This window comes from Nonomuraea rubra (genome assembly GCF_014207985.1).
Lineage (GTDB): Bacteria > Actinomycetota > Actinomycetes > Streptosporangiales > Streptosporangiaceae > Nonomuraea > Nonomuraea rubra.
In genome coordinates this window covers 2,784,092-2,806,324 of sequence record NZ_JACHMI010000001.1, presented here as the reverse complement: position 1 = coordinate 2,806,324, position 22,233 = coordinate 2,784,092, and the positions used below count along the sequence as shown (strand labels likewise).

Here is a 22,233-nt window from a genome sequence, read left to right as displayed (position 1 = left end):
CAACCGTTATGACTGTTTCATTCAGTCACTCTTCGTGGCTGGTGGGACATGGATTGCGAGCGCGGTAACGTCATCGTCCTGTTCATATCCAGACAACATCCGGTCAACCAGGAAGTCCAGCAGCATGTGAGGACTACTCACCACCTCAGGCGGCGCTTCGGTCACAACACTGCAAAGCTCTGCGAGCCCGGCGTCCAGCCCCCGCTTCCTGTTCTCGACGAGACCGTCGGAGTAGAGCACGGCGGTATGGCCGGGCGGCACCACGAACCGGAACTGCCTGCGGCTGGTCGGCCAGCCTAGCGGAGTACCGGGCTCGGCGTCGCAGAGGATCGCCGTGCCCTGTGGCGAGACCAGGACGGGCGGCGGGTGACCGGCCAGGGCCAGCGTGCCCTCGCCGGTGACGGGCTCGACCACCATGTACGCCAGCGTCGTGACCTGCTCTTCCTCCTCCGTGGCCTCGAAGACCCGGTCGAGACCGGTCAGCACGGCCGCGGGCGGCGGGTTGGTCAGCGCCAGGGCACGCATGGCGTTGCGGATGCGGCCCATCCCCGCGGCCGCCTTGACGCCCTTGCCCATGACGTCGCCGACCACGGCCGCGACCCGCCCGTCCTGCAGCACGAACGCGTCGTACCAGTCGCCGCCGACCTGCACGTGGCGGCTGCCGGAGCGGAAGCGCTGGGCCAGCACCAGGCCCTTGACCACCGGCAGGCGGTCGGGCAGCAGGCTGCGCTGCAGCGTCTCGGCGGTGCGGTGCTCACGCTCGAACAGCGTGGCCCGCTCCACCGCGAGCGCGCACTGGCCGGCCAGCGCCTCCAGGAAGACGCCGTCCTCCTGGGAGATCTTCTGCGGCCTGGTGAAGGAGAATCGGAGCGCTCCCAGGGCACGTCCCGCGGCGAGCAGCGGCAGGCCCACCCAGGCCCGCTCGTCGCCGTGCGCGAGGAACCCCGCCAGCACCTCCTCGTCGCCGCCCGCCTCCAGGAGCTGGGCCTTCAGCGACTCGGGCGACTCGGCGAACACGGGCCGGCGGCTGTTGACGGCCATGGTCATCACGTTGGAGTGGGACAGCGGGATCTCGTCGCCCGTCGCCCCGGACGCCTCCAGGATGCCCTCGCCGTTGATCAGCTTGAGCGCGGCGCGGTCGGTGTCGAGCAGCGCGACCGCCGAGCGGTCGGCGGCCAGCGCGGTGCGGCCGACGTCGATGATGACCTGCACCACCTGCTCGACCGTCAGCGCCTCCGCCAGCATGGCGGTGGCGCCCTGGAGCCGGGCGGTGCGCAGGGCGGCGGCGCCGAGCTGGTCGGTCAGCCGGCCGCGCATCTCCTCGGCCTCGCGCTGCGGCGTGACGTCGGTGTTGGCGCCGACCCACTCGACCACCCTGCCGTGGCGGATGATCGGCACGGCGCGCACCTCGAAGTGGCGGTAACCGCTGGCGCGGGTGCGCACGCGGTAGTTCCACTCGAACATGGTGCGCCCGCGCAGGGCCTCGCGCCACGCCTCCTCGGTCTGCTGGCGCTCCTCGGGGTGCACGACCTCCAGCCAGCCGTTGGCGAGGTACTCCTCCAGGCCCTGGCCGGTGATGGCGCGCCACTGCGGGGCGTCCTCGACGACGGCGCCGGTGGGCGAGGTGATCCAGACGAGCTGGGACTGCGCCTCGACCAGCGAGCGGTAGCGCTCCTCGCTGCGCCGCAGCGCCTCCTCGGTCTGGCGGCTCTCGGTCACGTCGAGGCCGACCAGCGCGATCGCGCGCAGCTCGCCGGCGTCGTCGTGGACCGGCGAGAACGACAGCGACCAGTGCCGGGTGTCGCCCTCGGCGGAGCGCACCCGCACGCGCCCCTCGGTCACGGGCGCGTCGGTCTCGATGACGGCCTGCACGGCGTGGGTGATGATCTGGCTGAGGTCGGCGGCCAGCGCCTCGACGGGCTGGCGGCCCACCAGGCGCTCCGCGGGCACGTTGACGACATCGCTGAACACGTCGTTGACCCGCTGGACGCGGCTGTCGGCGTCGAAGAACGCGAAGGCGAACTCCGCCTCCGACAACATGCCCTTGAAGAGGGCGGAGTCTGAGATGTCCACATCCGACTCCCGGGGACGGGGAACGGAGGTCTCGGCGCTCATGGTCCGCACCTCCGTCGCGTGCCAGGGTCTCCCACGCGGCACATCTCCATAACTGTGTATCGGCGTAGCGCAGCTCCGGGCGACCGGATCCTGCAGTACATCATCGACGATGGGCATGTACGGACGGAAGCCCCCGCCGCGGCCCGGTCGCCTCTAGGGTCTACGCATCCTGTCAAAGTCGCTCCACATTGCGCAGCAAGATCAGGTTACAGCGTCAGATCGCCGGGGCCGGATCGCCGGGGCGGACGCCCGTCAGGCTACTGTCCCTACTGGCTCTTCGCCGCCCGCTTGGCCTCCTGCTTGGCGGCCCGCACGCGGCCCAGGCTGTCGGTGTCGACCACGTCGGCGACCGACCGGTGTGACCCCTCCTCGCCGTAGAGCCCGGCCGCCTCACGCCAGCCTGACGGCTGCACCCCCAGCTGCTTGCCCAGCAATGCCAAAAAGATCTGGGCCTTCTGCTTGCCGTATCCCGGCAGGGCCATGAGTCGTTTCAGCAACTCTTTGCCGTCGGCGGCGTCGGCCCAGATCTTCTCCGGCTGCCCGTCGTAGTGCTCGACGAGATAGGCCGCGAGCTGCTGGACCCGGCCCGCCATGGACTTGGGGTAGCGGTGCACGGCCGGCTTCTCCGCCAGCAGCGCGACGAACGCCTCGGGGTCGTAGGAGGCGATCTCCTCCGCCGTGAGGTCGTGCCCGAGCCGCTGGGAGATCGTGTAGGGCCCCGTGAACGCCCACTCCATGGGGATCTGCTGGTCGAGCAGCATGCCGACGAGCAGGGCGAGCGGGCTGCGGCCGAGGAGCTCGTCTGCCTCGCTCCGCTGGGCGAGCTGGATGCGCATGGAGACAGCTTCGCACGAAAGCTCGCCGGGTGAAGTGAACACAGACGTCGCGGAGCCTTGACACTGGCCCGAGAAAAGGTGAAATGAGAGCGCAAGTCGCCCTGCAGACATTCCTGGGGGTTTGCCCCCGGGCCTCCAGAGGAATCTCACTCCTATGCTCGCTCTGGCCACACGGTTCCTGCGGGAGCCGGTCAGTCTCAGGCTGGCCGAAGAGTTCCTGACCGTACCCGTGGACACGATCGACCGCTGCGTGGCCGACGTGTGCGCGTGCGCACAGCACCTGGGCATCTCCGCCACGCCCGAGATCGTGGAACGCATCGCCCGCGAGCACCTGCTCGCGATCGTGAACTCCGCGCCTCCTCCCCGGAGCCTCCGCTAGGGCGCCCGGGGAAGGCGACGGTGCCCGCGCCCGCGTGCCCGCCGATAACATCGGGGTCACCGGGCCGTGTTCTCCGCACCGTTCGCGCCCGGAATACGAGAGAGTGAGGGTGTGCGCCGACACCGACGAGATCCCCGGGAGAGCACCCCGCCAGACGACGTGTTCAAGGAGATGGTGCAGGCGGCCCGCGAGCTGCTGGCCGTACGCACCCCTCTCGACGCGGAGCTGATGGTCTCCGACATGATCGGAGCCTGGTGGGGCAGGAGGGTCAGGGGCGGCGACGTCGAGCAGGTGCTCGGTGAGGGGCTGGTCGACTACGCGGCCAAGGCCGGCACGCCGGCCTCGCTGACGTTGCTGATCTGCCTGGCCTATCTCGGCACGGCCCGGCAGGGCGCCAAGGCCGAGGGCGCGGCGCTGGCGATGATGGAGTCGGGCGTGGCCAGGCCGGGCTGGGCCGACCGGGTGGGCGCGGTCAAGCCGGCCGGCTGCTACGTCTCGCGCGACGCGTACGGCGACCAGGACACCGTGATCTGCACCTTCGCCTACCGCTGGAACGACAGCGAGCAGCCGATCGACCGCCACGCGCTGGTCATGGTGGTCGACCACAACATGAGCGGCATGGCGCGCGACGCCTGGGTGTCCTCCCAGGTCGACAAGCTGCTGGAGCAGGCCAGGGCCGAGGCCGCGGGCAACCCGCTGCTGCTGTTCGAGGAGATCCAGCCGGAGCAGGCCAGGGCGCTGCTGGAGTCGGCGATGAAGGCCACCAGGGAGCCGAAGACGCCGCCGCCGGTGAGCGACAGCTACAGCGCCTACCACGCCTTCGCCCGCGCCAGGCTCAAGGCGCTGCCGCCGGGGCGCAAGCGGCCGGCGCCGCTGCACATCGAGGCCCCGTACAGCAGGGAGCGGCGGGCCATGCTGGCGGCGGAGTTCCTGGCCTCCGACGCGGCCGAGCACCTGTCCGACCCGTCGGCGGCCTCGCGCTGCGCCGACCACATCATCGACTACGGGTGCGAGCAGGACTTCAACCGGCCGCTGCGGGTGAGCCCGACCAAGTGCGAGACGTTCCTGCTCGACTGGCTGCCGCGCAAGGTGATGCTGAGCGTGGCCGAGCAGGAGGCGATGCCGCACGTGCTGTCGGCGTGGGTGCGCTTCGCCGCCCACCGCACGGGGCTGCCCGAGCAGGGGCTGAAGGCCACGCTCGACGCGGTGTGGGAGGCGATCGGGAAGTTCCCCGAGGCCTACCGGGATCCGACGTCGTTCGGGCTGGACCGGCCGCTGCTGGAGCGGCTGCTGCCCGACGGCGACCTGTCGGCGCTGGCCAGGCGGGCCTTCGCGTTCCCCTACCTGCAGGGCACGCACAACGGGATCGAGCTGGACAAGCTCGACCCGGCCGACCAGGCCGACCGCCGTACGTTACTCGAGATCGACCACGGCGGCGCGATCGACCAGGAGCACCTGGCCTGGCACGAGGAGATCGCGACGAGGTTGTGGGACGGCGATCCGCCGCAGCTCTGGGAGGCGGCGCAGCGCCTGCTCGACCTGGGGCACGACCGCCACGACGTGCTCCACGTACTGATCGAGATCGCCGAGCGGATCGGCGGCGATCCGGAGGAGCTGGCGGCGGCCCTCGACGACATCGCCGACATCCCGGACGAGTTCTGACCGTGGCCATGTACGAGCGGCTGAGCGAGGGCCGTTACCTGGCGTCGGAGCACACGCAGGGCCCGTGGGACCCGCGCAGCCAGCATATGGGCCCGGTCACCGCGCTGGTCGCGCACGAGCTGGCGCGGACCGCGCCGCGCCCGGGGCTGGAGCTGTCCAGGCTGGTGGTGGACGTGTTCGCCCCGGTACCCGTGGCCGAGCTGGAGGTGGCGACCGACGTCGTACGCGACGGCAAGCGGGTGCAGTGCCTGTCGGCGAGCGTGTCGTCGGGCGGCCGCGAGCTCGTCAGGGCCACCGCGTGGCGCATCCGCGAGGCCGGCACGCCGCCCACCCCGGTACGGCAGGCCCCGCCCGTCCCGCCGCGCGAGGAGCGGCACGGACGGTCGTGGCTGCAGTCCGGCTTCGGGTACGGCAAGGCGCTCGACTGGCGTTTCGTCACCGGCAGCGCGGAGGAGACGGGCCCGGCCACGGCGTGGGGCAGGCTCACGGTGCCGCTGGTGGCGGGCGAGGAGCCGGACGCGGTGGAGCGGGTCGCGGTGTTCGCCGACAGCGGCAACGGCATCAGCTCAGCCCTCGGCTTCGACACCCACGTGTTCGTCAACGTGGACCTGACGATCTCGTTGTTCCGCGCGCCGGTGGGCGAGTGGATCTGCATGGAGGCGGAGACGGTGATCGGCCCGTCGGGCCGCGGGCTGACCCGTTCGACGCTGTTCGACGTGGCGGGCGAGATCGGCGCGGCCACGCAGACGTTGTTCGTCGCGCCGAGGCAGGGGTAACCGCCATGATGGACGCATGGTGATCGACCTCAACGCGGACCTGGGCGAGGGTTTCGGCATCTGGAAGCTGGGCGACGACCTCGCCCTGCTCGACATCGTCACGAGCGCCAACGTGGCGTGCGGCTTCCACGCGGGCGATCCGGTGACGATCAGGCGCACGTGCGCGGCGGCCGTCGACCGGGGCGTGGCGATCGGGGCGCAGGTGTCCTACCGGGACCTGGCGCACTTCGGGCGCAGGGAGATGGACGTGGAGCCGGAGGAGCTGTGCGCCGAGGTGCTCTACCAGCTCGCCGCCGTCGACGGCATCGCCAGGGCGATGGGCGGCCGGGTCTCCTACGTCAAGCCGCACGGCGCCCTGTACAACCGGATCTGCCGCGACGAGGCCCAGGCGGCGGCGGTGATCGAGGCGGTGGCCGACTACGACCCGTCACTGCCGGTGCTCACGCTGCCGGGCTCCGTGGTGCACAAGGTGGCGGCGGCCGAGGGCGTGCCGACGGTGAGCGAGGCGTTCGCCGACCGCGCGTACACCCCGGCGGGGATGCTGGTGCCGCGGCGGGAGCAGGGCGCGGTGATCCACGACGCCGCCGCGGTGTCCGCCCGTGCCCGCCAGATGGCCGTGGAAGGCTCTGTGACGGCCGCTGACGGGAGTTCCGTACCGATTTCGGCGCGTTCCATCTGCGTCCACGGAGACACGCCTGACGCGGTCAGGCTGGCGCAGGGAGTGCGTGACGAGCTGCTGGCGGCCGGAGTGGTCCTGCAGGCGTTCGCGTGATCCGCACGGCCGGGGAGCACGCGCTGCTCGTGGAGACCGGGTCGCTGGAGCTGTCGCACCGGGTCGACGCGGCGCTGCGGGCCCGGCGGCCGGAGGGCGTCGCGGAGATCGTGCCGGGGCCCGAGACGGTGCTCGTGGTGGCTCCGGGGGCGGATCAGGCCGGGTTGCGGGCGCGGCTGGAGGAGGTCACGCGCCGGGAGCGGGACCAGGTCGTGGCGGGGGCCGGCGAGGACCACCCGCTGGTGACGATTCCCGTGGTCTATGACGGGGCGGATCTCGATTCCGTGGCGGAGCTGGCCGGGATCCCCGCCGGGGAGGTGGTCGCGCGGCACACCGGGCGGGAGCTGGTGGTGGGGTGGCTGGGGTTCGCCCCGGGGTTCGCCTACCTGACCGGGCTCGATCCGGTGCTGGAGACGCCTCGGCTGGACACGCCGCGCACGTCGGTGCCCGCCGGGTCGGTGGCGGTGGCGGGGCCGTACTCCGCGGTGTATCCGGCGGCCTCGCCCGGTGGGTGGCGGTTGATCGGGCGCACCGCGGTGCGGGTGTGGGACGTGGCGGGCGATCCGCCGTCGCTGTTCCGGCCGGGCATGCGGGTGCGGTTCGAGGCGGCATGATCGAGGTCGTCACGCCGGGGCCGTACGCGACCGTCCAGGACCTGGGGCGGCCCGGGCACGCCCATCTGGGGGTGCCGCGGTCGGGGGCGGCCGACGCGCCGAGCCTGCGGCTGGCCAACCGGCTGGTCGGCAACGCCGAGGGCCTGGCGGGGATCGAGCTGACGTTCGGCGGGGCGCGGCTGCGCTTCCTCGACGGGGCCTGGGCGGCGCTGGCCGGGGCGCCGCTCGCCGGGACGGGCATGGGGGCGCCGTTCTGGGTGCCCCCGGGCGGCGAGCTGCGGCTGGGCGCGCCCCTGTGGGGGCTGCGCACCTATCTGGCGGTGCGGGGCGGGATCGCGGTCGAGGCCGTGCTGGGCAGCCGCTCCACCGACTCGCTGTCGGGGCTGGGGCCCGAGCCGCTGCGGGCGGGCACGCTGCTGCCGGTGGGGCCGCCGGAGGGCGTGATCTCCGTCGATCTCGCGCCGCTGCCCGGGCCGCGGCCGGCGGTGCTGCGGGTGCTGCCCGGGCCGCGGCCGGCGGTGCTGCGGGTGCTGCCGGGGCCGCGGGACGACTGGTTCGTGCCGGAGGCGATGGCGGAGCTGTGCGGGCGGGCGTACACGGTGACGCAGGACAGCAACCGTGTCGGCGTGCGCCTGCGCGGCCCGCGGCTGGAGCGGGCCAAGGAGGGCGAGCTGCCCAGCGAGGGCATGGTGGCCGGGGCCGTGCAGGTGCCGCCGAGCGGGCAGCCCATCGTGTTCCTGGCCGACCATCCGCCGACGGGCGGCTATCCGGTGATCGGCGTGGTGCGCGGCGCCGACCTGCCCGTCCTCGCCCAGCTCAGGCCGGGCGAGGAGGTACGGTTCACAACTCGGCGTGACCCGTGACGCAGGTGATCACGTCGCCGCCCACCCAGACGGCGCCGCCGTCGCCGGCGGAGACGTGCACGCGGCCCTCGCGGCCGATCGCCGTGCCCTGCGCGGCCACGTACGGGGCCTTGGCGCGGCCCGTCCGCAGCAGCCACTGCGCCAGAGAGGCGTTCAGGCTGCCCGTCACCGGGTCCTCCACCGTGGCGCCCTGCAAGGGGAAGAACGCCCGCACCTCGAACGCGCACGGCGACCCCTCGGGGTGCGGCCCCACCACGCCGATGTCGTGCGGCACCGTCCCCGGGCGCAGCGCGAGCACGGCCTCGGCGTCCTTGAGCAGCAGGCCGACCCAGCCGGGCCCGTTGTCGGCCCACTCCGCGTCCACGACGTCGTCCCGGGTGATCCCGAGCGACGCGACGATCCGGCCCAGGAACTCCTCGTCCACGGGCCCCGAACGGAGCAGCGGCGGCGCCTGGAACGCGAGCCCCGCGTCCGTGGCGTCCACGCGCACGAGCCCGGCGCCGCACTCCTGCACCACCTCGCCCTCCTTGCGCGGCTCACCCCCGGCCTCCAGCCAGGCGTGGCAGGAGCCCAGCGTGGGGTGCCCGGCGAAGGGCAGCTCGGTGTCGGGGGTGAAGATGCGGACCCGGTAGTCGGCCTCACCGGTGGTCGGCGGCAGCAGGAAGGTGGTCTCCGACAGGTTCGTCCACCGGGCGAAGCGCTGCATCTCCTCCGTGCTCAGCCCGTCGCCGTCGATCACGACCGCGAGCGCGTTTCCCGTGTACGGGCGGCCGGCGGCGAACACGTCCACTTGGGTGAATCTTCGCAACATATTCCGGAGTCTCCCAGACGGGTCTTTCCCCGTTAACACGCCGCCCGCAGACTGGACGGTGTGGCGGACTTTGACGTTGTGGTCCTCGGCTCGGGACCAGGTGGGCAGAAGGCCGCGATAGCGGCGGCGAAACTCGGCAGGCGCGTCGCGGTGGTCGAGAAACGGCACATGATCGGCGGCGTCTGCATCAACACGGGCACGATCCCGTCGAAGACGCTGCGCGAGGCCGTCCTCTACCTCACGGGGCTCAACCAGCGGGAGCTGTACGGCGCCAGCTACCGCGTCAAGGACGAGATCACGGTCGCCGACCTCGGGATGCGCACCCAGCACGTGATCGGCCGCGAGATCCAGGTGATCCGCAGCCAGCTCGCCCGCAACCACGTGACGGTGCTGCACGGCACCGGCCGCTTCCTGGACGAGCACACGATCGGGATCACCGGCGAGGAGGAGAAGAAGGTCACCGCCGACAGGATCGTGATCGCCACGGGCACCTCGCCCGCCCGCCCGTCCAGCGTCGAGTTCGACGACAGGACGGTGATCGACTCTGACGCCATCCTGCATCTCGACAAGGTGCCCGAGACGCTGGTCGTGGTGGGCGCCGGGGTGATCGGCATCGAGTACGCCTCCATGTTCGCCGCGCTCGGCACCAAGGTGACGGTGGTGGAGCGGCGCGAGCGCATGCTGGAGTTCTGCGACCTGGAGATCGTCGAGGCGCTCAAGTACCACCTGCGCGACCTGGCGGTGACGTTCAGGTTCGGCGAGAACGTGGCGGCCGTCGAGCGCCGCCCGCGCGGCGCGCTGACCCTGCTGGAGAGCGGCAAGAAGATCCCGGCCGACTGCGTCATGTACTCGGCGGGCCGCCAGGGCAAGACGGCCGAGCTGAACCTGGAGGCCGCCGGGCTGGCCGCCGACGACCGGGGCCGGATCAAGGTGGACGAGAACTACGCCACCGAGGTGCCGCACATCTACGCCGTGGGCGACGTGATCGGCTTCCCCGCGCTGGCGGCCACGTCCATGGAGCAGGGGCGGCTGGCCGCGCAGCACGCCTGCGGCGAGCCGGCCGGCGACCTGCACGACCTGCCGCCGATCGGGATCTACACCATCCCCGAGATCAGCTTCGTCGGGAAGTCGGAGGACGAGCTGACCCGCGACAAGGTGCCGTTCGAGGTGGGCGTCTCGCGGTACAGGGAGCTCGCCAGGGGGCAGATCATCGGCGACTCGTACGGGATGCTCAAGCTGCTGGTGTCCTCGGAGGACCGGCGGCTGCTGGGCGTGCACGTGTTCGGCACGCAGGCGACGGAGCTGGTGCACATCGGGCAGACGGTCATGGGCTGCGGCGGGACCGTGGACTACCTGGTCAACGCGGTGTTCAACTATCCGACGCTGGCGGAGTCGTACAAGGTGGCGGCGCTGGACGCGATGAACAAGATGCGGACGGTGGCCCGGCTCACCGCGGAGATGTGAGCCGGGCTCCGGCGTCTTACGACAGGGTCCACTTCTGGTTGGCCGCGCCGGTGCAGGTCCACAGCTGCAGCGGGGTGCCGTCGGCGCTGGTGTTGCCGGTGACGTCGGCGCACTTGTCCGCCGCCGGGTTCACCAGGTCGCGGGCCGGGGTGTGGGTCCACTGCTGGTTGGCGGCGCCCGTACAGGACCAGAGCTGGAGGCGGCTGCCGTCGGCGGTGCCGTGGTCGCGGACGTCGAGGCACTTGCCGAGGGCGCGCAGCGTGCCGTCGCCCGGCCTCGTCCACTGCTGGGCGGCGGTGCCGTTGCAGGTGTAGAGCTGGACGGCGGTGCCGTCGGCGCTGCTGCCGCCCGCCACGTCCACGCACTTGCCCGCCAGCCCGGTGATCTGCCCGCCTGAGGACGTCGTTCCCGACCAGGTGAACGTGGCCGTGGTCCGCGCGGGCAGCGAGTAGACGAAGGACTGGCCGCCCCAGTTGACCCTGACGGACTGGGCGGAGGTGCCGCCGTTGTGCGCGATCAGGGCCTTGGAGCCGTCGGGGTTGCGGTAGGCCACGTTCTGGATCGTCGCGTTGGCGGTGGAGTCGATGCGGTACGCGCCGGGCCTGACGAACTTGGTCAGGTGGCCGGTCGTGTAGTACTCGATCGTGTAGTCCACCTGGCCGGCGCGGGAGCCGCCCTCCTGGACGGTGATCAGGCCGGTGCAGGTGCCGCAGCCGCCGTTGTGCGGGCCCATGTGCTGGTTGAGCGCCAGGCTCCACTTGACCAGGCTGCCGCTCCAGTTGCGGGCGTAGGTCACGATGTCGGCCATGTCCTCGTTGTGCTGGTTGGCGATCCAGGTGCCGCCCGAGTGCTCGGTGCTGAACTGCCGTACCGACGGGTACTGGTTGTGCACCTGGGTGCCGACGGCCGGGTCACCCCAGTAGCCGTGCCAGGCGATGCCGCCGAACAGCGGGTCGTTGCGCAGCGCGGCGTCGGCCAGGATGGGCTGGCCGATCTGGGCGTAGTCGCCGTAGTTCCAGTCGTGGACGAGGATCTTGGTGTTGATGCCGGCGGCCCGGAAGGCGGGGTAGACGAAGTTCTTGGTCAGCTCGATGAGGCCGGAGGCGTTCCAGGACATGCCGGGGTAGTTCATGGCGGTAGGGTTGCCCGCCTGGCAGCAGTTGGGCTCGTTCTGGACGGAGAGGTAGTCCACGGGCACGCCGGCGGCCTGGTAGCTCTGGATGTACTTGACCAGGTACTGGGCGTACATGCCGTAGTACTCCCACTTGAGCCAGCCCATCTGGTCCATCCGGCCGTTGTCCTTCATCCAGCCGGGCGCGCTCCACAGCACGCCCTTGACGCGCAGGGCCGGGTTGAGCTGCTTGGCCTGGACGGTGAGCAGGCGCACGTTCGTGTCGTAGCCGTTGGCGCCGAAGTCGTTCAGGTCGCAGCAGGTGTCGTCGAGCGAGACCATGCCGGGGCGCGACAGGTCGGAGGCGCCGATCGGGTTGCGGACGAACGACAGGCCGATCCCGTCGGTGGGGTGGAACAGCTTGCGCATGACCGCGTCGCGCGTGGCCGCGCTGACCGGGCCGCCGCGCAGCAGGTACGCGGTGGTGTCGGTGATCGACGCGCCGCCGCCCTCGAACTGCTGGTACGTGGTGCCCTCGTTGACGTTGATGGTGTGGTTCGCGGTGCCGCCGGCGGGGCCGAAGGCGATGGAGGCCTGCTGGGCGAGGCCGCGGGTGACGGTGCGGCCGCCGGAGTCGGAGGTGGTGGTGAGCCAGACGTTCACCGGCTCGTTCGCGGCGGCGGCCGGCAGGGGCGCGGCGCCCACCAGGGCGAGCGCGCAGGCGAGCGCCAGAAGGATTCTGGACACGGCAGAGGTCCTCTCAGGGCTGGGGGGTGATGCCCTTGAAACAAATGAAACAACGATGAAACACCGCCTTGCTTTGAGCAGCAGAGCATGAGTCAACAGGGCGAGTCAACCGATGTAACAAATGAAACAGTCAGCGCGGAGCCGGGCCCGTGGAGCCGCGGACGATCAGCTCGGTGCCCAGCGAGACGTGCAGCGCCTCCAGCGTGTGCCTGCTGAGCAGCCGCATCAGCAGGGTGACCGCCATCCGGCCCATCTCCTCCAGCGGCTGGCGCACGGTGGTCAGGGCGGGCGAGGCGGCCCGGCTGATGTCGATGTCGTCGAAGCCCGCCACCGACAGGTCGCCGGGCACGCTCAGCCCGCGTTCGGCCGCCGCGCGCAGCGCGCCGACCGCCATCTTGTCGTTGAACGCCACCAGCGCCGTCGGCCGGTCCGGCAGGCCGAGCAGCTCGCGGGCCGCCAGGTAGCCGTGCTCGATGTTCGGCTCCGGCACGTGGCGCAGCAGCTCCGGAGCGGGCAGCACGCCGGCGTCGGCCAGCGAGGCGGTGTAGCCGGCCAGCCTGGCCTCGCTGGGCAGCCACTTCACCGGGCCGCCGATGATCCCGACCCGCCGGTGGCCCAGCTCCACCACGTGCGCCATCATCTTGCGGCCGCCCGCGAAGTGCGCGGCCGACACGGCCACGATGTCCTTCGGCGGCGGCGTGCGCGGGTCGATCACCACGAACGGGAAGCCGCGGTCGCGCAGGCGTACCAGCTCCTCGCCCGGCTCGGGCGGCAGGATGAGGATCGCGCCCGCGACACCCGGCCGCTCCGGCAGGCCCGGCAGCACCGCGGTGCGCTGCGCCGACTCCCCCGGCCCGAGGATCATCTGCCTGCCGTGCAGCTCGATCGTCTCGCCCACCGAGGAGACGATCAGCCCGAAGTAGTCGGTCAGCACGTACGGGCAGCGCACGTACACCGCCCCGCCCTGGGCCCCGCCCTGGGCGCCGGGCGCGGCGCGCGGCCGTGGCGCCTGGTCGCCGAGCCGGCCGACCGCCTCCAGCACCAGCTCGCGGGTGTGCGGGGCGACGTTCGACTGGCCGTTGAGCACCCGGGAGACGGTGGCGATGGACAGGCCCGTCTCGGCCGCGACGTCCCTGACCGTCGCCCGCGCCCTGCCCGTCATCGCTGCCCCCTGCCCGGCTGTGCCGCCAGGATATTCACCGGGTGAAGCTGATCTCCACCCTGCGGTTCTTGGCCCGGCCCTTGGGGTTGTCGCCGCCGTCCGGCAGGGCGTTGGGGGCCACCGGATCGGCCTCGCCGTGCCCGGCGACGGTGAACGTGACGCCGGGGACGAGCTCGCCGAGCGCGTCGCGCACCGCCTGCGCCCGCCGCTGCGACAGCTCCAGGTTGTAGGAGCCGGAGCCCTTGGCGTCGGTGTACCCGTCGATCTTGACCTCCTTCCCCGCCGCCTCCTTCCGGAGCGACTCGGCCGCCTGCCGCAGGCGGCTCCTGGCCTTGCCGGTCAGCGTGGCCTTGTCGAAGGCGAACAGCACGTCGGCGGCGAAGATGATCCTGCGCTGGGTGCCCCTCGTCTCGTCGGTCACCGACTCGTCGAGGTTGGAGATCCGCTCGCCGATGTCCAGGACCTTGCCGTTGGCGTCCAGGACCTTGCCGCTGAGGTCGATGACCGGCGCGGTGACCGGCTCCCCGCCCTCCGGCGGCGGCTGCGTGGGACTGAGGAGACCGAGCAGCGCGGCCGCGGCACTAAGAGATCGGTACATTCGCCAGCGTCCCCACGTTCGGGATGTGCACGTCCACGGAGCCCACGTCGGCGGGCGGGGCGGCGAAGGTGGCCGAGAACACCGCCTTCTGGTCCTGCTTGAGGAACAGCGCCTCGATCCGGCTGCACACGCACCTGCCCTCGCTGTCCAGGGCCACGAGGTGCTTCTTGGCGTTCTTGACGTCCACCAGGAAGACGCCGTCCACGGTCGGGTTCTGCGAGGGGACGGCGGCGAAGGCGTTGTGCACCTGCCAGCCGAGACCGCCGCCGTCCTTGGTCACCGTGGCGGTGAAGGTGAGGTTGACGAAGCGCTCCCTGCGCAGGAGCTGGACGATCTCGACGTTGAACGTGTGCCCCCCGAGCGTGCCCTCCCTGGCGGCGAGGACCTTGTCCGGCGGCACGGTGGCCGGGGGCGCCGTGGTCGTCCCGGCGACCGGCTCGGACCGGGACGGCGCGTCCCTGGCGGCCGGGGCCGGCCCGGCGAACTGGCACCCCGCGGCCAACGCGGCGAGGGTCACGACGGTCAGGGCCTTCGTCAGCGTCATGGGTCGTGAAGTGTAGCGACGGATCGGGGGAAGATCCGGGCATTCGCCCCGATCCGTGCCGGTCTCCTTAGGAGCCTGGTCCGTGCCGGTCTCCTTAGGAGTCGGTCGAGGTGCGGCGCGTGCGGGCCGGCGGCTTCTTGCGGCCCGCCACCAGCGTGTCGCCGGGTGCGGGGCTCGGCGCGGGGTCCTCGTTGCGTTTCTGCTCCGCCTGCCCGCGGGGCCGGGGATGCGGCGCCGTGTCCTCGATGGGCGAGACCTCCTGCTCGGACGCCGCCGGCGGGGGCTGGTCCGGCTCCCTGAGCGAGGCGATGACCCGGTCGGCCTCGGTGTCGGCGGCGAACTCGCTCGCCGCCTCCGATTCCCTCCGCCGGATCACCACCATGTGGTCCACCGAGATGCGGCCCGCGCCGACCACGGCGAGCAGGAGGGAGGCGGCGCCGAGCAGGATGAGCTCGTTCGTGGTGATGGGGTTGAGCGGCGTGGCGACCAGGAAGACCGCCAGGGCCTCGGCGAAGAGGATCAGCCCCGTCGTGGAGACCGCGAGGCCGGCGATGAGCAGCGCGCCGCCGATGAGCTCGGCGAGCATGGTGACGGTGGCCCAGGCGCCGGGCGCGGGGGCGCCCTGCTCCAGGAACTTCGCCCCGGTGATCTTCAGCCCGTCTTCCAGCTTGGTCCACCCGTTGGCGAAGAAGATACCGCCCACAGCGATGCGGGCGACTAATGCGGCAAGGTCACGGAGGGCCTGTTTCACGGTAGTTGTCTGCCCTAATCGGGACATGGCACACCTCAATCACGGCTGAGCAGCATGGCCACCACGACGGCGGTCAGGCTGAGCAGGACGACGCTCACGACCACGGTCGTGTGCAGGGCGTTGACGAAGGCCCACCGGGCGGCGTCGAGCAGCGCGCCGCCCGCGGAGCCGCCGACCTCGTCCGCGACGTGCGCGGCGGCGGCCAGCGACTGCCTGGCCTTGTCCATGCCGCCCTCCGGCACTCCGGGCACGGACGGCAGGCCGGGGGCGTACACGATCGTGGTGATCGTGCCGAGCACGGCCACGCCCAGGCCGGCCCCCAGCTCGTACGCGGTCTCCTCGATGGCCGCGGCCCCGCCCGCCTGGGACTCGGGGGCGGCGGCCATGATCGTGTCGGAGGCGGCGAGCAGCGCCACCTGCACGCCGAACCCGATGCCCACGAAGCACACCGCCAGCATCACCGGATGGCCCTCGACGCCCCAGGTCAGGGTGGGGGTCAGGGCGAGCGCGACGAGGGCCAGGCCGCCGCTCATGGTGGCCCGCATGCCGACCCTGGGCAGGATGTGGGCGGCGGCGAGCCCGCCGGTGATGGCCGACAGGACCAGGGGCAGCATCCGCAGCGCCGCCCGCACGGGGCTGTCGCCGAGGACGAGCTGCAGGTACTGGGCGAGCATGAGCTGCAGGCCCACCAGGGCGAACACGCCGAGCAGCACGCCCGCGACGCCGGTCGTGAACTCCCGCCGCCTGAACAGGCCGATCTCCAGGAACGGCGCGGGCAGCCGGGTCTGCCGCCGTACGAACGCCACCAGCAGCCCGAGCCCGGCCAGGAACACCACGACCGACGCCCAGAACGGCATCAGGCTCCCTGAGCCCGCCTCCTTCAGCCCGAACGCCAGCGCCAGGATGCCGACCACCGACAGGACGGCGCTGGGCGCGTCCCACGGCCGGTGGCGGCGCTCGCGCGACTCGGGCAGCAGGCGCTTCGCGGCGGGCAGCAGCACCAGCAGGATCGGCACGTTGATGAGGAAGACCGCGCCCCACCAGACGCCGACGAGCACGCCGCCGATGAGCGGCCCGACGGCGGCGCCCGCCGCCGCGACGGCGCTCCAGACGCCCAGGGCGATGGCGCGCTCGCGCCGGTCGGTGAAGACCTGGCGGATCAGCGACAGCGTGGCCGGCATGATCATCGCGCCGCCGACGCCGAGCAGGGCCCTGGCCAGGATCAGCGTGAGCGGGGTGGGAGCGAACGCGGCTCCGGCCGAGGCGAGGCCGAACAGCACCATGCCCCAAAGGACCAGCCGCTTGCGGCCGTACTTGTCGCCGAGCGTGCCGAACATGATCAGCAGCGGCGCGACCACCAGCGAGTAGATGTCGATGATCCACAGCAGTTGCACCGCGGACGGTTCGAGCGCGGCCGTGAGCGCGGGCACCGCGATGTGCAGAACGGTGGCGTCGACCGTGATCAGCAGCAGGCTCAGGCAGAGCAGCACCAGAATGGACCAGCGGCGGTCCTGGGGGTCCCGGTCGGCAGCGCGTACGAAGGATGCGGCCTGTGTGACGGTCATGGGCCTCCTCGCAGGCCGATCCGCTTCACAGGGCCCGCACGTGCTGGTGGTCGGCGGCGGCGGAACCGCGGCTCGTCACTCGCTCCTCCCGAGCTCTGCGGCCTGATCCCGGCGCTCCCGGCTTGCGTGGCAGCTTAGGCCATGCCGGGGGGTTGTGATAGCGGTATCGGCCGATCCACGGCCACCGCACACCTCTCTAGAGAGATACAGCCATATGTCGGGATCTATCCAACAATCGCCCGCCAGCCGATCATGGGACGCGTGGGGACCGACGAAAGCGGCAAAACAGGCAACCTTCCCGACCGGTCCTCACGCGAATGGTGCGAGGAGGCCCTGACCAGGCTGAACGCCGGCCGCCCCGAATCCGCGCTGGACGCCGCCCGCCGCGCCGCCGACCTCGATCCCGGCTCCGAGTGGGCGCACCGGCTGATCAGCCTGGCCCACGAGCGGCTGGGCCGCGAGGCCGAGGCCGTGCCCGCCGCCGAGCGGGCCGTGGAGCTGGCCCGCGGCTCGTGGCAGGCCCGGCTGCGCCTGGCCGCGGTGCTGCGCCGCGTGCCGGGACGCTGGGCGGAGGCGGTGGAGCAGGCCGGGCTGGCCAGGAAGTTCGCGCCGGAGGAGCCGGCCCCCGAGGTCATGCTCGGCGACCTCGCCCTGCTGCGCGGCGAGCACGCGCGGGCCGAGCGCTCCTACCGGGCCGCGCTCGCCATCGACCCCGCCGACCCGCAGGCCCGCGTGAACCTGGGGCTGGCGCTGCTGCGCTGGGACCGGCCCCGGCCGCACCACGACCCTGCCTGGCCGGTCGACCCGCGCGAGACGGGCCGGGCCAGGCGCGCGCTGGAGGTCTGGTCCCGCCAGGTGCGCCTGCTGCTCGCCGTGGCCACGCTGGGGATCGCCGCGTGCGCGCTGCTGCTCGACCGGGGCGCCGAGGCCAGGCTCGCCGGTTGCGCGGTGCTCCTGCTGCTGGTCCCGCTCACGGTGCGGCAGGCGCGGCGGGTCGGCGTCTGGCCGTACGCGCGGGCGATGCTCGGGCGGGACCCCTGGCTGGGGGTGTCGGTGGTGTCGGCCGCCCTGTCGGTGGCGGCGTTCGCCGCGTGGCTGCTGCTCGGCGCGGTACGGGTGCTGCCGCCCTCGTTCGATCCCGTCTGGGCGGGGCTGGCGGGCATCGTCGTGCTGGGCTGGCCGGCGCTGGCCGCGGTGCGGGCGCTGGCGGAGTCGTGGCGGGGGCGGCCGCTGCGGGCGCTCGCCGTGACGGAGCCGGCGCGGGAGGGCGAGCGGACCGCCAGGCGCAACGCCGGGGTGGCCCTGTGGATCGTGCTCGGCAGGACCTGGTCGGTGCTGGTGACGCTGGTGGCGGGGGCGCTGGTGGTGGAGCCGCGGGCGGCGGTTGCCGCGGTGGCGGTGCCGTACCCGATGGTGCGGGGTTACCTGCGCGCCCGGCGGCGCGCGCATCACCGGGGGGATCCGTGGCTGGCCACGGCGACCTGGCTGGTGGTGGCGGCGGCCGTGGCCTGCGCGGCGGGCGGGCTGCTGGGGGCGGCTGGATGGGTGGCGGGGTCTACAGCGGGATGGGTGCCGGGGTGGGCGGCGTGGGCGTGGCGGGCCGGGCTCGGGGCGGTGGGCGCGGCGGCGCTGGTGTTCGCGCTGCGAGGGCTGCAGGCGTGGTGGCGTGGCGGGCCTGGGCCGTGGCGCTCGTCGCTGCTCATGTGCGACCTGCCCGTGGGGGCCGGGCCGTCGGTGGCGCTGAATCCCGAGGTGCGCCAGACGTTCTCCTACGCTCGCAGCATCGTGCTGTCGTACGGGGACGCGCTCGGGCCGCGGGTGGCCGGGGCGGTGGCGTCCGTCACCTCCTCGGGCGAGCTGCGGCTGATCGCCGAGACGGCGGCGTGGGCGGCGATCGAGGAGGACCCGAGGGTGGCGGTGTTCGCCACCGATCCGCTGCAGCGGCGGTTCTGGGTCGAGGTGCGCGGCGTCGCCAGGGCCGACTCCGACGTGCTGCGGGTGACGCCCAAGCAGGTGCTGTTCGGCGAGTTCCCCGGACGGCACCAGCGCCGCTGAACATGGCGCGGCGCCTCTGGCGCGGGGCGGCGGCAGCGGGTAGAACTTTGTTCTATGCGAATCCTGCGCACCCCGGACGATCGCTTCGCCGACCTGCCCGGCTTCCCCTACGAGCTCCGTTACGCCGAGGTCGGCGACGGCCTGCGCATGGCCTACGTCGAGGCCGGCCCCGCCGGCGGCGAGCCCGTCGTGCTGCTGCACGGCGAGCCGAGCTGGTCCTTCCTCTACCGGCACGTCATGCCCGAGCTGGCTGCGGCCGGGCTGCGCGCGATCGCGCCGGACCTGATCGGGTTCGGCCGCTCCGACAAGCCCGCCGACCTGGCCGACCACACCTATGCCCGGCACGTCGAGTGGACCCGCGCGCTGCTGCTCGACGCGCTCGGCCTGGACGGCATGACCGTGGTCGGCCAGGACTGGGGCGGGCTGATCGGGCTGCGGGTGGCCGCCGAGCACCCTGAGCGCGTGGCGCGGATCGTGGCCGCCAACACGGGCTTGCCGACGGGTGACATTCCCATGCCCGAGGTGTGGCACCGGTTCAGGAACGCGGTGCTCAAGGCCCCGGTGCTGGACGTCGGCAGGCTCGTCCAGGCCGGGTGCGCGAGCGAGCTGCCGAAGGAGGTGCGGGCGGCCTACGACGCGCCGTTCCCGGATGAGTCGTACAAGGCGGGGCCGCGGGCGATGCCCGGGCTGGTGCCGATCGCGCCCGGCGATCCCGCCGCGCCCGCCAACCGCGCTGCCTGGCAGGTTCTCACCACGCTCGACAGGCCGGTCCTGGTGGCCTTCTCCGACGGGGACCCCATCACGGGGGGCATGGCTCCCATATTGCGCAAATCGCTGCAAGGCGCGGCCGGCCTGCGACATCCTGTGATCAAGGGCGCCGGGCACTTCCTCCAGGAGGACGCGGGGCCGGAACTCGGCCGTCAGATAGCCCTTTTCGTGACCTCCACCTAGCGTGTCAGGACCGCCCAATAGTCGGTCCGGTGCGGTATAACCGGGGGCGGACCGGGGAGGCGTGATGCGTGAGTCCGGCAGGGCCCAGATCGCGGGGCGGGCCGCGGCGCGGGATCTGTTCGAGAAGGTTCGGCTGCGGTATTTCCAGATTCCCCCGGCCGTGCGCCGGGTGATCTACGTGGTCGTGCTCGTGGTCACCATGGGCGTGGGCGCCGCGCTCGGGTGGGACCTGCTCAAGACCTTCCCCCTCGTGCTCCTGCTGCTCGCGTTCGTCGCGCTGACCATGCGCTATCCCAGGGCCGCCGCCACCGCGCTGGTCGTGGCGGGCTGGATGGCTCTGGCGCTGCAGGTGTTCGGGCGGCTGTTCCCCGAGGGCGCCGCCACCGTGCACGTGATGGTCTTCCTCGCCCTGCCCGTCGCCGGAGCGGCGCACCTCATCCGCTGGGTGACGCCGTGGGTGAGCACGCTGATGGCGCTCGCCCCCGCCGGAGTGCTCGCCGCCGCGATCTCCCCCGTCTCCGACGGCACGGCCGTCTGGGTGGCCTGCGCCGCCGCCATGGCCGTGCTCGGCTACCGGTTCGTGCTGGCCAGGAAGGTCCGCGCGGAGAGCGTGGCCGCCGAGGAGCAGCAGGTGCGCGTCAGGGGCCGCGAGGGCAGGCCCGAGGCCCCCCACGACCGGTCGGGCGCGCCGCCGCAGATCTCCGTCGAGGACGCGCTCGCCGAGCTGGAGAGCATGATCGGGCTGGTCCCGGTCAAGGAGCAGGTGCGCTCGATCGCCGCCTCCATCGAGGCGTCACGCCTGCGGGCCGAGGCGGGTTACACCGCCGAGCGGCCCACCAGGCACTTCGTGTTCGTCGGCCCGCCCGGCACCGGCAAGACCAGCGTGGCCCGCGCGCTGGCCAAGATCTTCTACGCGTTCGGCCTGCTGGAGACGCCGTACGTGGTGGAGGCGCAGCGGGCCGACCTGGTGGGCGAGTTCCTGGGCGCGACCGCCATCAAGACCAACGAGCTGGTCGACAGGGCGCTGGGCGGCGTGCTGTTCATCGACGAGGCGTACGGGCTGGTCAACTCCTCCGACGGGCAGCCCGACCGGTTCGGCGCCGAGGCGGTGCAGACGCTGCTCAAGCGGGCCGAGGACGACCGCGACCGGCTGATCATCATCCTGGCCGGCTACGAGCAGGAGATGGGCTCGTTCCTGTCCAGCAACCCCGGGCTGGCCAGCAGGTTCGCCACGCGGGTGCGCTTTCCCGGCTACTCCCCCGCCGAGCTGGTCGAGGTCACCGGGCTGCTGCAGCGGCGCAGGGGCGACCAGATGGACGACGCCACCAAGCGGGTGCTGCTCGGCCTCTACGACGACGTGCACCGCCGCGGCCTGGTCGACGAGCTGGGCAACGCCCGGTTCGCGCGCAGCCTGGTGGAGGCCGCCGCGCAGGCCCGCGACGTACGCGTGGTGGGCGCCGGCGGCACGCCGAGCACGCAGGACCTCGTCACCACGACCACGCCCGACGTGACCAAGGCGTTCGAGGAGCTGACCGCCCGCTTCCGCGGCTACGTGGCCACGCCCACGCTGGAGGAGGCGCTGGCCGACCTCGACAGGATGGCCGGGCTGGCCCCGGTCAAGCGGCAGGTGCACGCGATCGCGGCGCAGCTCCAGGTGTCCAGGATGCGGCAGGAGCGCGGGCTGCCCACGCCGCAGCAGATGCGGCACTTCGTGTTCGTCGGCCCGCCGGGCACCGGCAAGACCACGGTCGCCCGCGTACTGGGCCGCATCTTCGCCGCGCTCGGCCTGCTGGCCAGGCCCGACGTGGTCGAGGCGCACCGGGCCGACCTGGTCGGCCAGCATCTCGGGGCGACCGCGATCAAGACCAACGAGCTGGTCGACAGGGCGCTGGGCGGCGTGCTGTTCATCGACGAGGCCTACAGCCTGGTCAACCCCGGCTACCAGGGCGGCGACGCGTTCGGCGCCGAGGCCGTGCAGACGCTGCTCAAGCGGGCCGAGGACGACCGCGACCGGCTGGTCGTCGTGCTGGCCGGCTACGAGCGCGAGATGGACGCGTTCCTGGCCACCAACCCCGGCCTGGCCAGCCGCTTCAACCAGCGCGTGGCCTTCCCCAGCTACTCCCCGCGCGAGCTGTCGCAGATCGCGGTGCTGCTGGCGGAGAAGTCGGGCGACTCCTTCGACGACGAGGCGCTGCAGCGGCTGGACGAGGTGTTCACCTGGGTGTGCGACGACCGGCTGATCGACGGCCTGGGCAACGGCCGCTTCGCCAGGTCCCTGTTCGAGCGGGCGGCCATGCGGCGCGACGTACGGCTGGCCGCCCACGCCTCGCGCGGCGGCTCGGCCAGCTCGGCCGACCTGACCACGATCACCAGCGAGGACGTGCGCACCGCGGTGGACGAACTCTCCGGACGCTGACCTTCTTCGCATGTTCCGTGCGCCGCGATGCTCACATGGTG

General features: G+C 72.5%; 19 protein-coding genes. 10 read left to right on the top strand and 9 right to left on the bottom strand.

From position 1 onward, the window contains the following. Window positions 1-21: 21 nt before the first annotated feature. Window positions 22-2,115, bottom strand: coding sequence for a SpoIIE family protein phosphatase (locus HD593_RS12790; RefSeq protein WP_185102381.1), 2,094 nt, complete (start codon window positions 2,113-2,115; stop codon window positions 22-24). Between the two features lie 266 nt (window positions 2,116-2,381). Further along, window positions 2,382-2,951 carry an HhH-GPD-type base excision DNA repair protein gene (locus tag HD593_RS12785; protein ID WP_185102380.1) on the bottom strand — a complete coding sequence of 190 codons (570 nt, stop codon included), beginning with the start codon at window positions 2,949-2,951 and terminating at the stop codon, window positions 2,382-2,384. 154 nt (window positions 2,952-3,105) lie between these two features. Between HD593_RS12785 and HD593_RS12780 the strand changes: the two genes are divergently transcribed. From HD593_RS12780 to HD593_RS12755, 6 genes are all read left to right on the top strand, one after another. Beyond that, window positions 3,106-3,330 carry a hypothetical protein gene (locus HD593_RS12780; RefSeq protein ID WP_080046301.1) on the top strand — a complete coding sequence of 75 codons (225 nt, stop codon included), beginning with the start codon at window positions 3,106-3,108 and terminating at the stop codon, window positions 3,328-3,330. Between the two features lie 171 nt (window positions 3,331-3,501). Continuing rightward, window positions 3,502-4,992 (top strand): hypothetical protein, encoded by a 1,491-nt coding sequence (locus HD593_RS12775; protein ID WP_221525786.1) that lies wholly within the window; start codon window positions 3,502-3,504, stop codon window positions 4,990-4,992. An 8-nt stretch (window positions 4,993-5,000) separates the two neighbouring features. After that, window positions 5,001-5,768 carry a thioesterase family protein gene (locus HD593_RS12770; protein WP_246547847.1) on the top strand — a complete coding sequence of 256 codons (768 nt, stop codon included), beginning with the start codon at window positions 5,001-5,003 and terminating at the stop codon, window positions 5,766-5,768. Between the two features lie 16 nt (window positions 5,769-5,784). Next, window positions 5,785-6,540, top strand: a complete 756-nt coding sequence (locus tag HD593_RS12765; RefSeq protein WP_185102378.1) for a LamB/YcsF family protein — start codon at window positions 5,785-5,787, stop codon at window positions 6,538-6,540. Then, window positions 6,537-7,154, top strand: coding sequence for a 5-oxoprolinase subunit B family protein (locus HD593_RS12760; RefSeq protein WP_185102377.1), 618 nt, complete (start codon window positions 6,537-6,539; stop codon window positions 7,152-7,154). Before HD593_RS12765 ends, HD593_RS12760 begins: the two co-directional genes overlap by 4 nt. Then, window positions 7,151-8,017 carry a 5-oxoprolinase subunit C family protein gene (locus HD593_RS12755; protein WP_185102376.1) on the top strand — a complete coding sequence of 289 codons (867 nt, stop codon included), beginning with the start codon at window positions 7,151-7,153 and terminating at the stop codon, window positions 8,015-8,017. Before HD593_RS12760 ends, HD593_RS12755 begins: the two co-directional genes overlap by 4 nt. Here the strand turns inward: HD593_RS12755 and HD593_RS12750 are convergent. Further along, complete coding sequence (locus HD593_RS12750; RefSeq protein ID WP_185102375.1) at window positions 7,995-8,828, bottom strand: PhzF family phenazine biosynthesis protein; 834 nt, start codon at window positions 8,826-8,828, stop codon at window positions 7,995-7,997. The two genes, HD593_RS12755 and HD593_RS12750, sit on opposite strands and share 23 nt — an antisense overlap. A gap of 60 nt (window positions 8,829-8,888) precedes the next feature. Between HD593_RS12750 and sthA the strand changes: the two genes are divergently transcribed. Beyond that, window positions 8,889-10,292: a Si-specific NAD(P)(+) transhydrogenase gene (gene sthA, locus HD593_RS12745; protein WP_185102374.1), complete on the top strand. Its 1,404-nt coding sequence runs from the start codon at window positions 8,889-8,891 to the stop codon at window positions 10,290-10,292. Between the two features lie 16 nt (window positions 10,293-10,308). On the opposite strand, the gene HD593_RS12740 is transcribed toward sthA, so the two are convergent. From HD593_RS12740 to HD593_RS12715, 6 genes are all read right to left on the bottom strand, one after another. Further along, window positions 10,309-12,150: a ricin-type beta-trefoil lectin domain protein gene (locus HD593_RS12740; RefSeq protein WP_221524744.1), complete on the bottom strand. Its 1,842-nt coding sequence runs from the start codon at window positions 12,148-12,150 to the stop codon at window positions 10,309-10,311. 130 nt (window positions 12,151-12,280) lie between these two features. Continuing rightward, window positions 12,281-13,312, bottom strand: coding sequence for a LacI family DNA-binding transcriptional regulator (locus tag HD593_RS12735; RefSeq protein ID WP_185102373.1), 1,032 nt, complete (start codon window positions 13,310-13,312; stop codon window positions 12,281-12,283). A gap of 34 nt (window positions 13,313-13,346) precedes the next feature. Further along, a complete protein-coding gene (locus tag HD593_RS12730; protein ID WP_185102372.1) occupies window positions 13,347-13,910 on the bottom strand; it encodes an OmpA family protein in 564 nt (187 codons plus the stop codon). Continuing rightward, window positions 13,894-14,454 (bottom strand): hypothetical protein, encoded by a 561-nt coding sequence (locus tag HD593_RS12725; RefSeq protein WP_185102371.1) that lies wholly within the window; start codon window positions 14,452-14,454, stop codon window positions 13,894-13,896. The genes HD593_RS12730 and HD593_RS12725 overlap by 17 nt, the downstream gene beginning before the upstream one ends. A gap of 94 nt (window positions 14,455-14,548) precedes the next feature. Further along, on the bottom strand, window positions 14,549-15,205 hold the full coding sequence (locus HD593_RS12720; protein ID WP_185102370.1) for a DoxX family protein: 657 nt from the start codon (window positions 15,203-15,205) through the stop codon (window positions 14,549-14,551). Between the two features lie 35 nt (window positions 15,206-15,240). Then, window positions 15,241-16,770 carry an MFS transporter gene (locus HD593_RS12715; protein ID WP_185102369.1) on the bottom strand — a complete coding sequence of 510 codons (1,530 nt, stop codon included), beginning with the start codon at window positions 16,768-16,770 and terminating at the stop codon, window positions 15,241-15,243. A gap of 252 nt (window positions 16,771-17,022) precedes the next feature. Between HD593_RS12715 and HD593_RS12710 the strand changes: the two genes are divergently transcribed. The 3 genes from HD593_RS12710 (at window position 17,023) to HD593_RS12700 (ending at window position 22,192) form a co-directional block, all read left to right on the top strand. Then, a complete protein-coding gene (locus HD593_RS12710) occupies window positions 17,023-18,825 on the top strand; it encodes a CHAT domain-containing protein (RefSeq protein WP_221524743.1) in 1,803 nt (600 codons plus the stop codon). A 54-nt stretch (window positions 18,826-18,879) separates the two neighbouring features. After that, entirely contained in the window at window positions 18,880-19,776 is an 897-nt protein-coding gene (locus HD593_RS12705) for a haloalkane dehalogenase (protein WP_185102367.1), read from the top strand. Between the two features lie 64 nt (window positions 19,777-19,840). Further along, a complete protein-coding gene (locus tag HD593_RS12700; protein ID WP_185102366.1) occupies window positions 19,841-22,192 on the top strand; it encodes an AAA family ATPase in 2,352 nt (783 codons plus the stop codon). The last annotated feature ends 41 nt before the right edge of the window (window positions 22,193-22,233 follow it).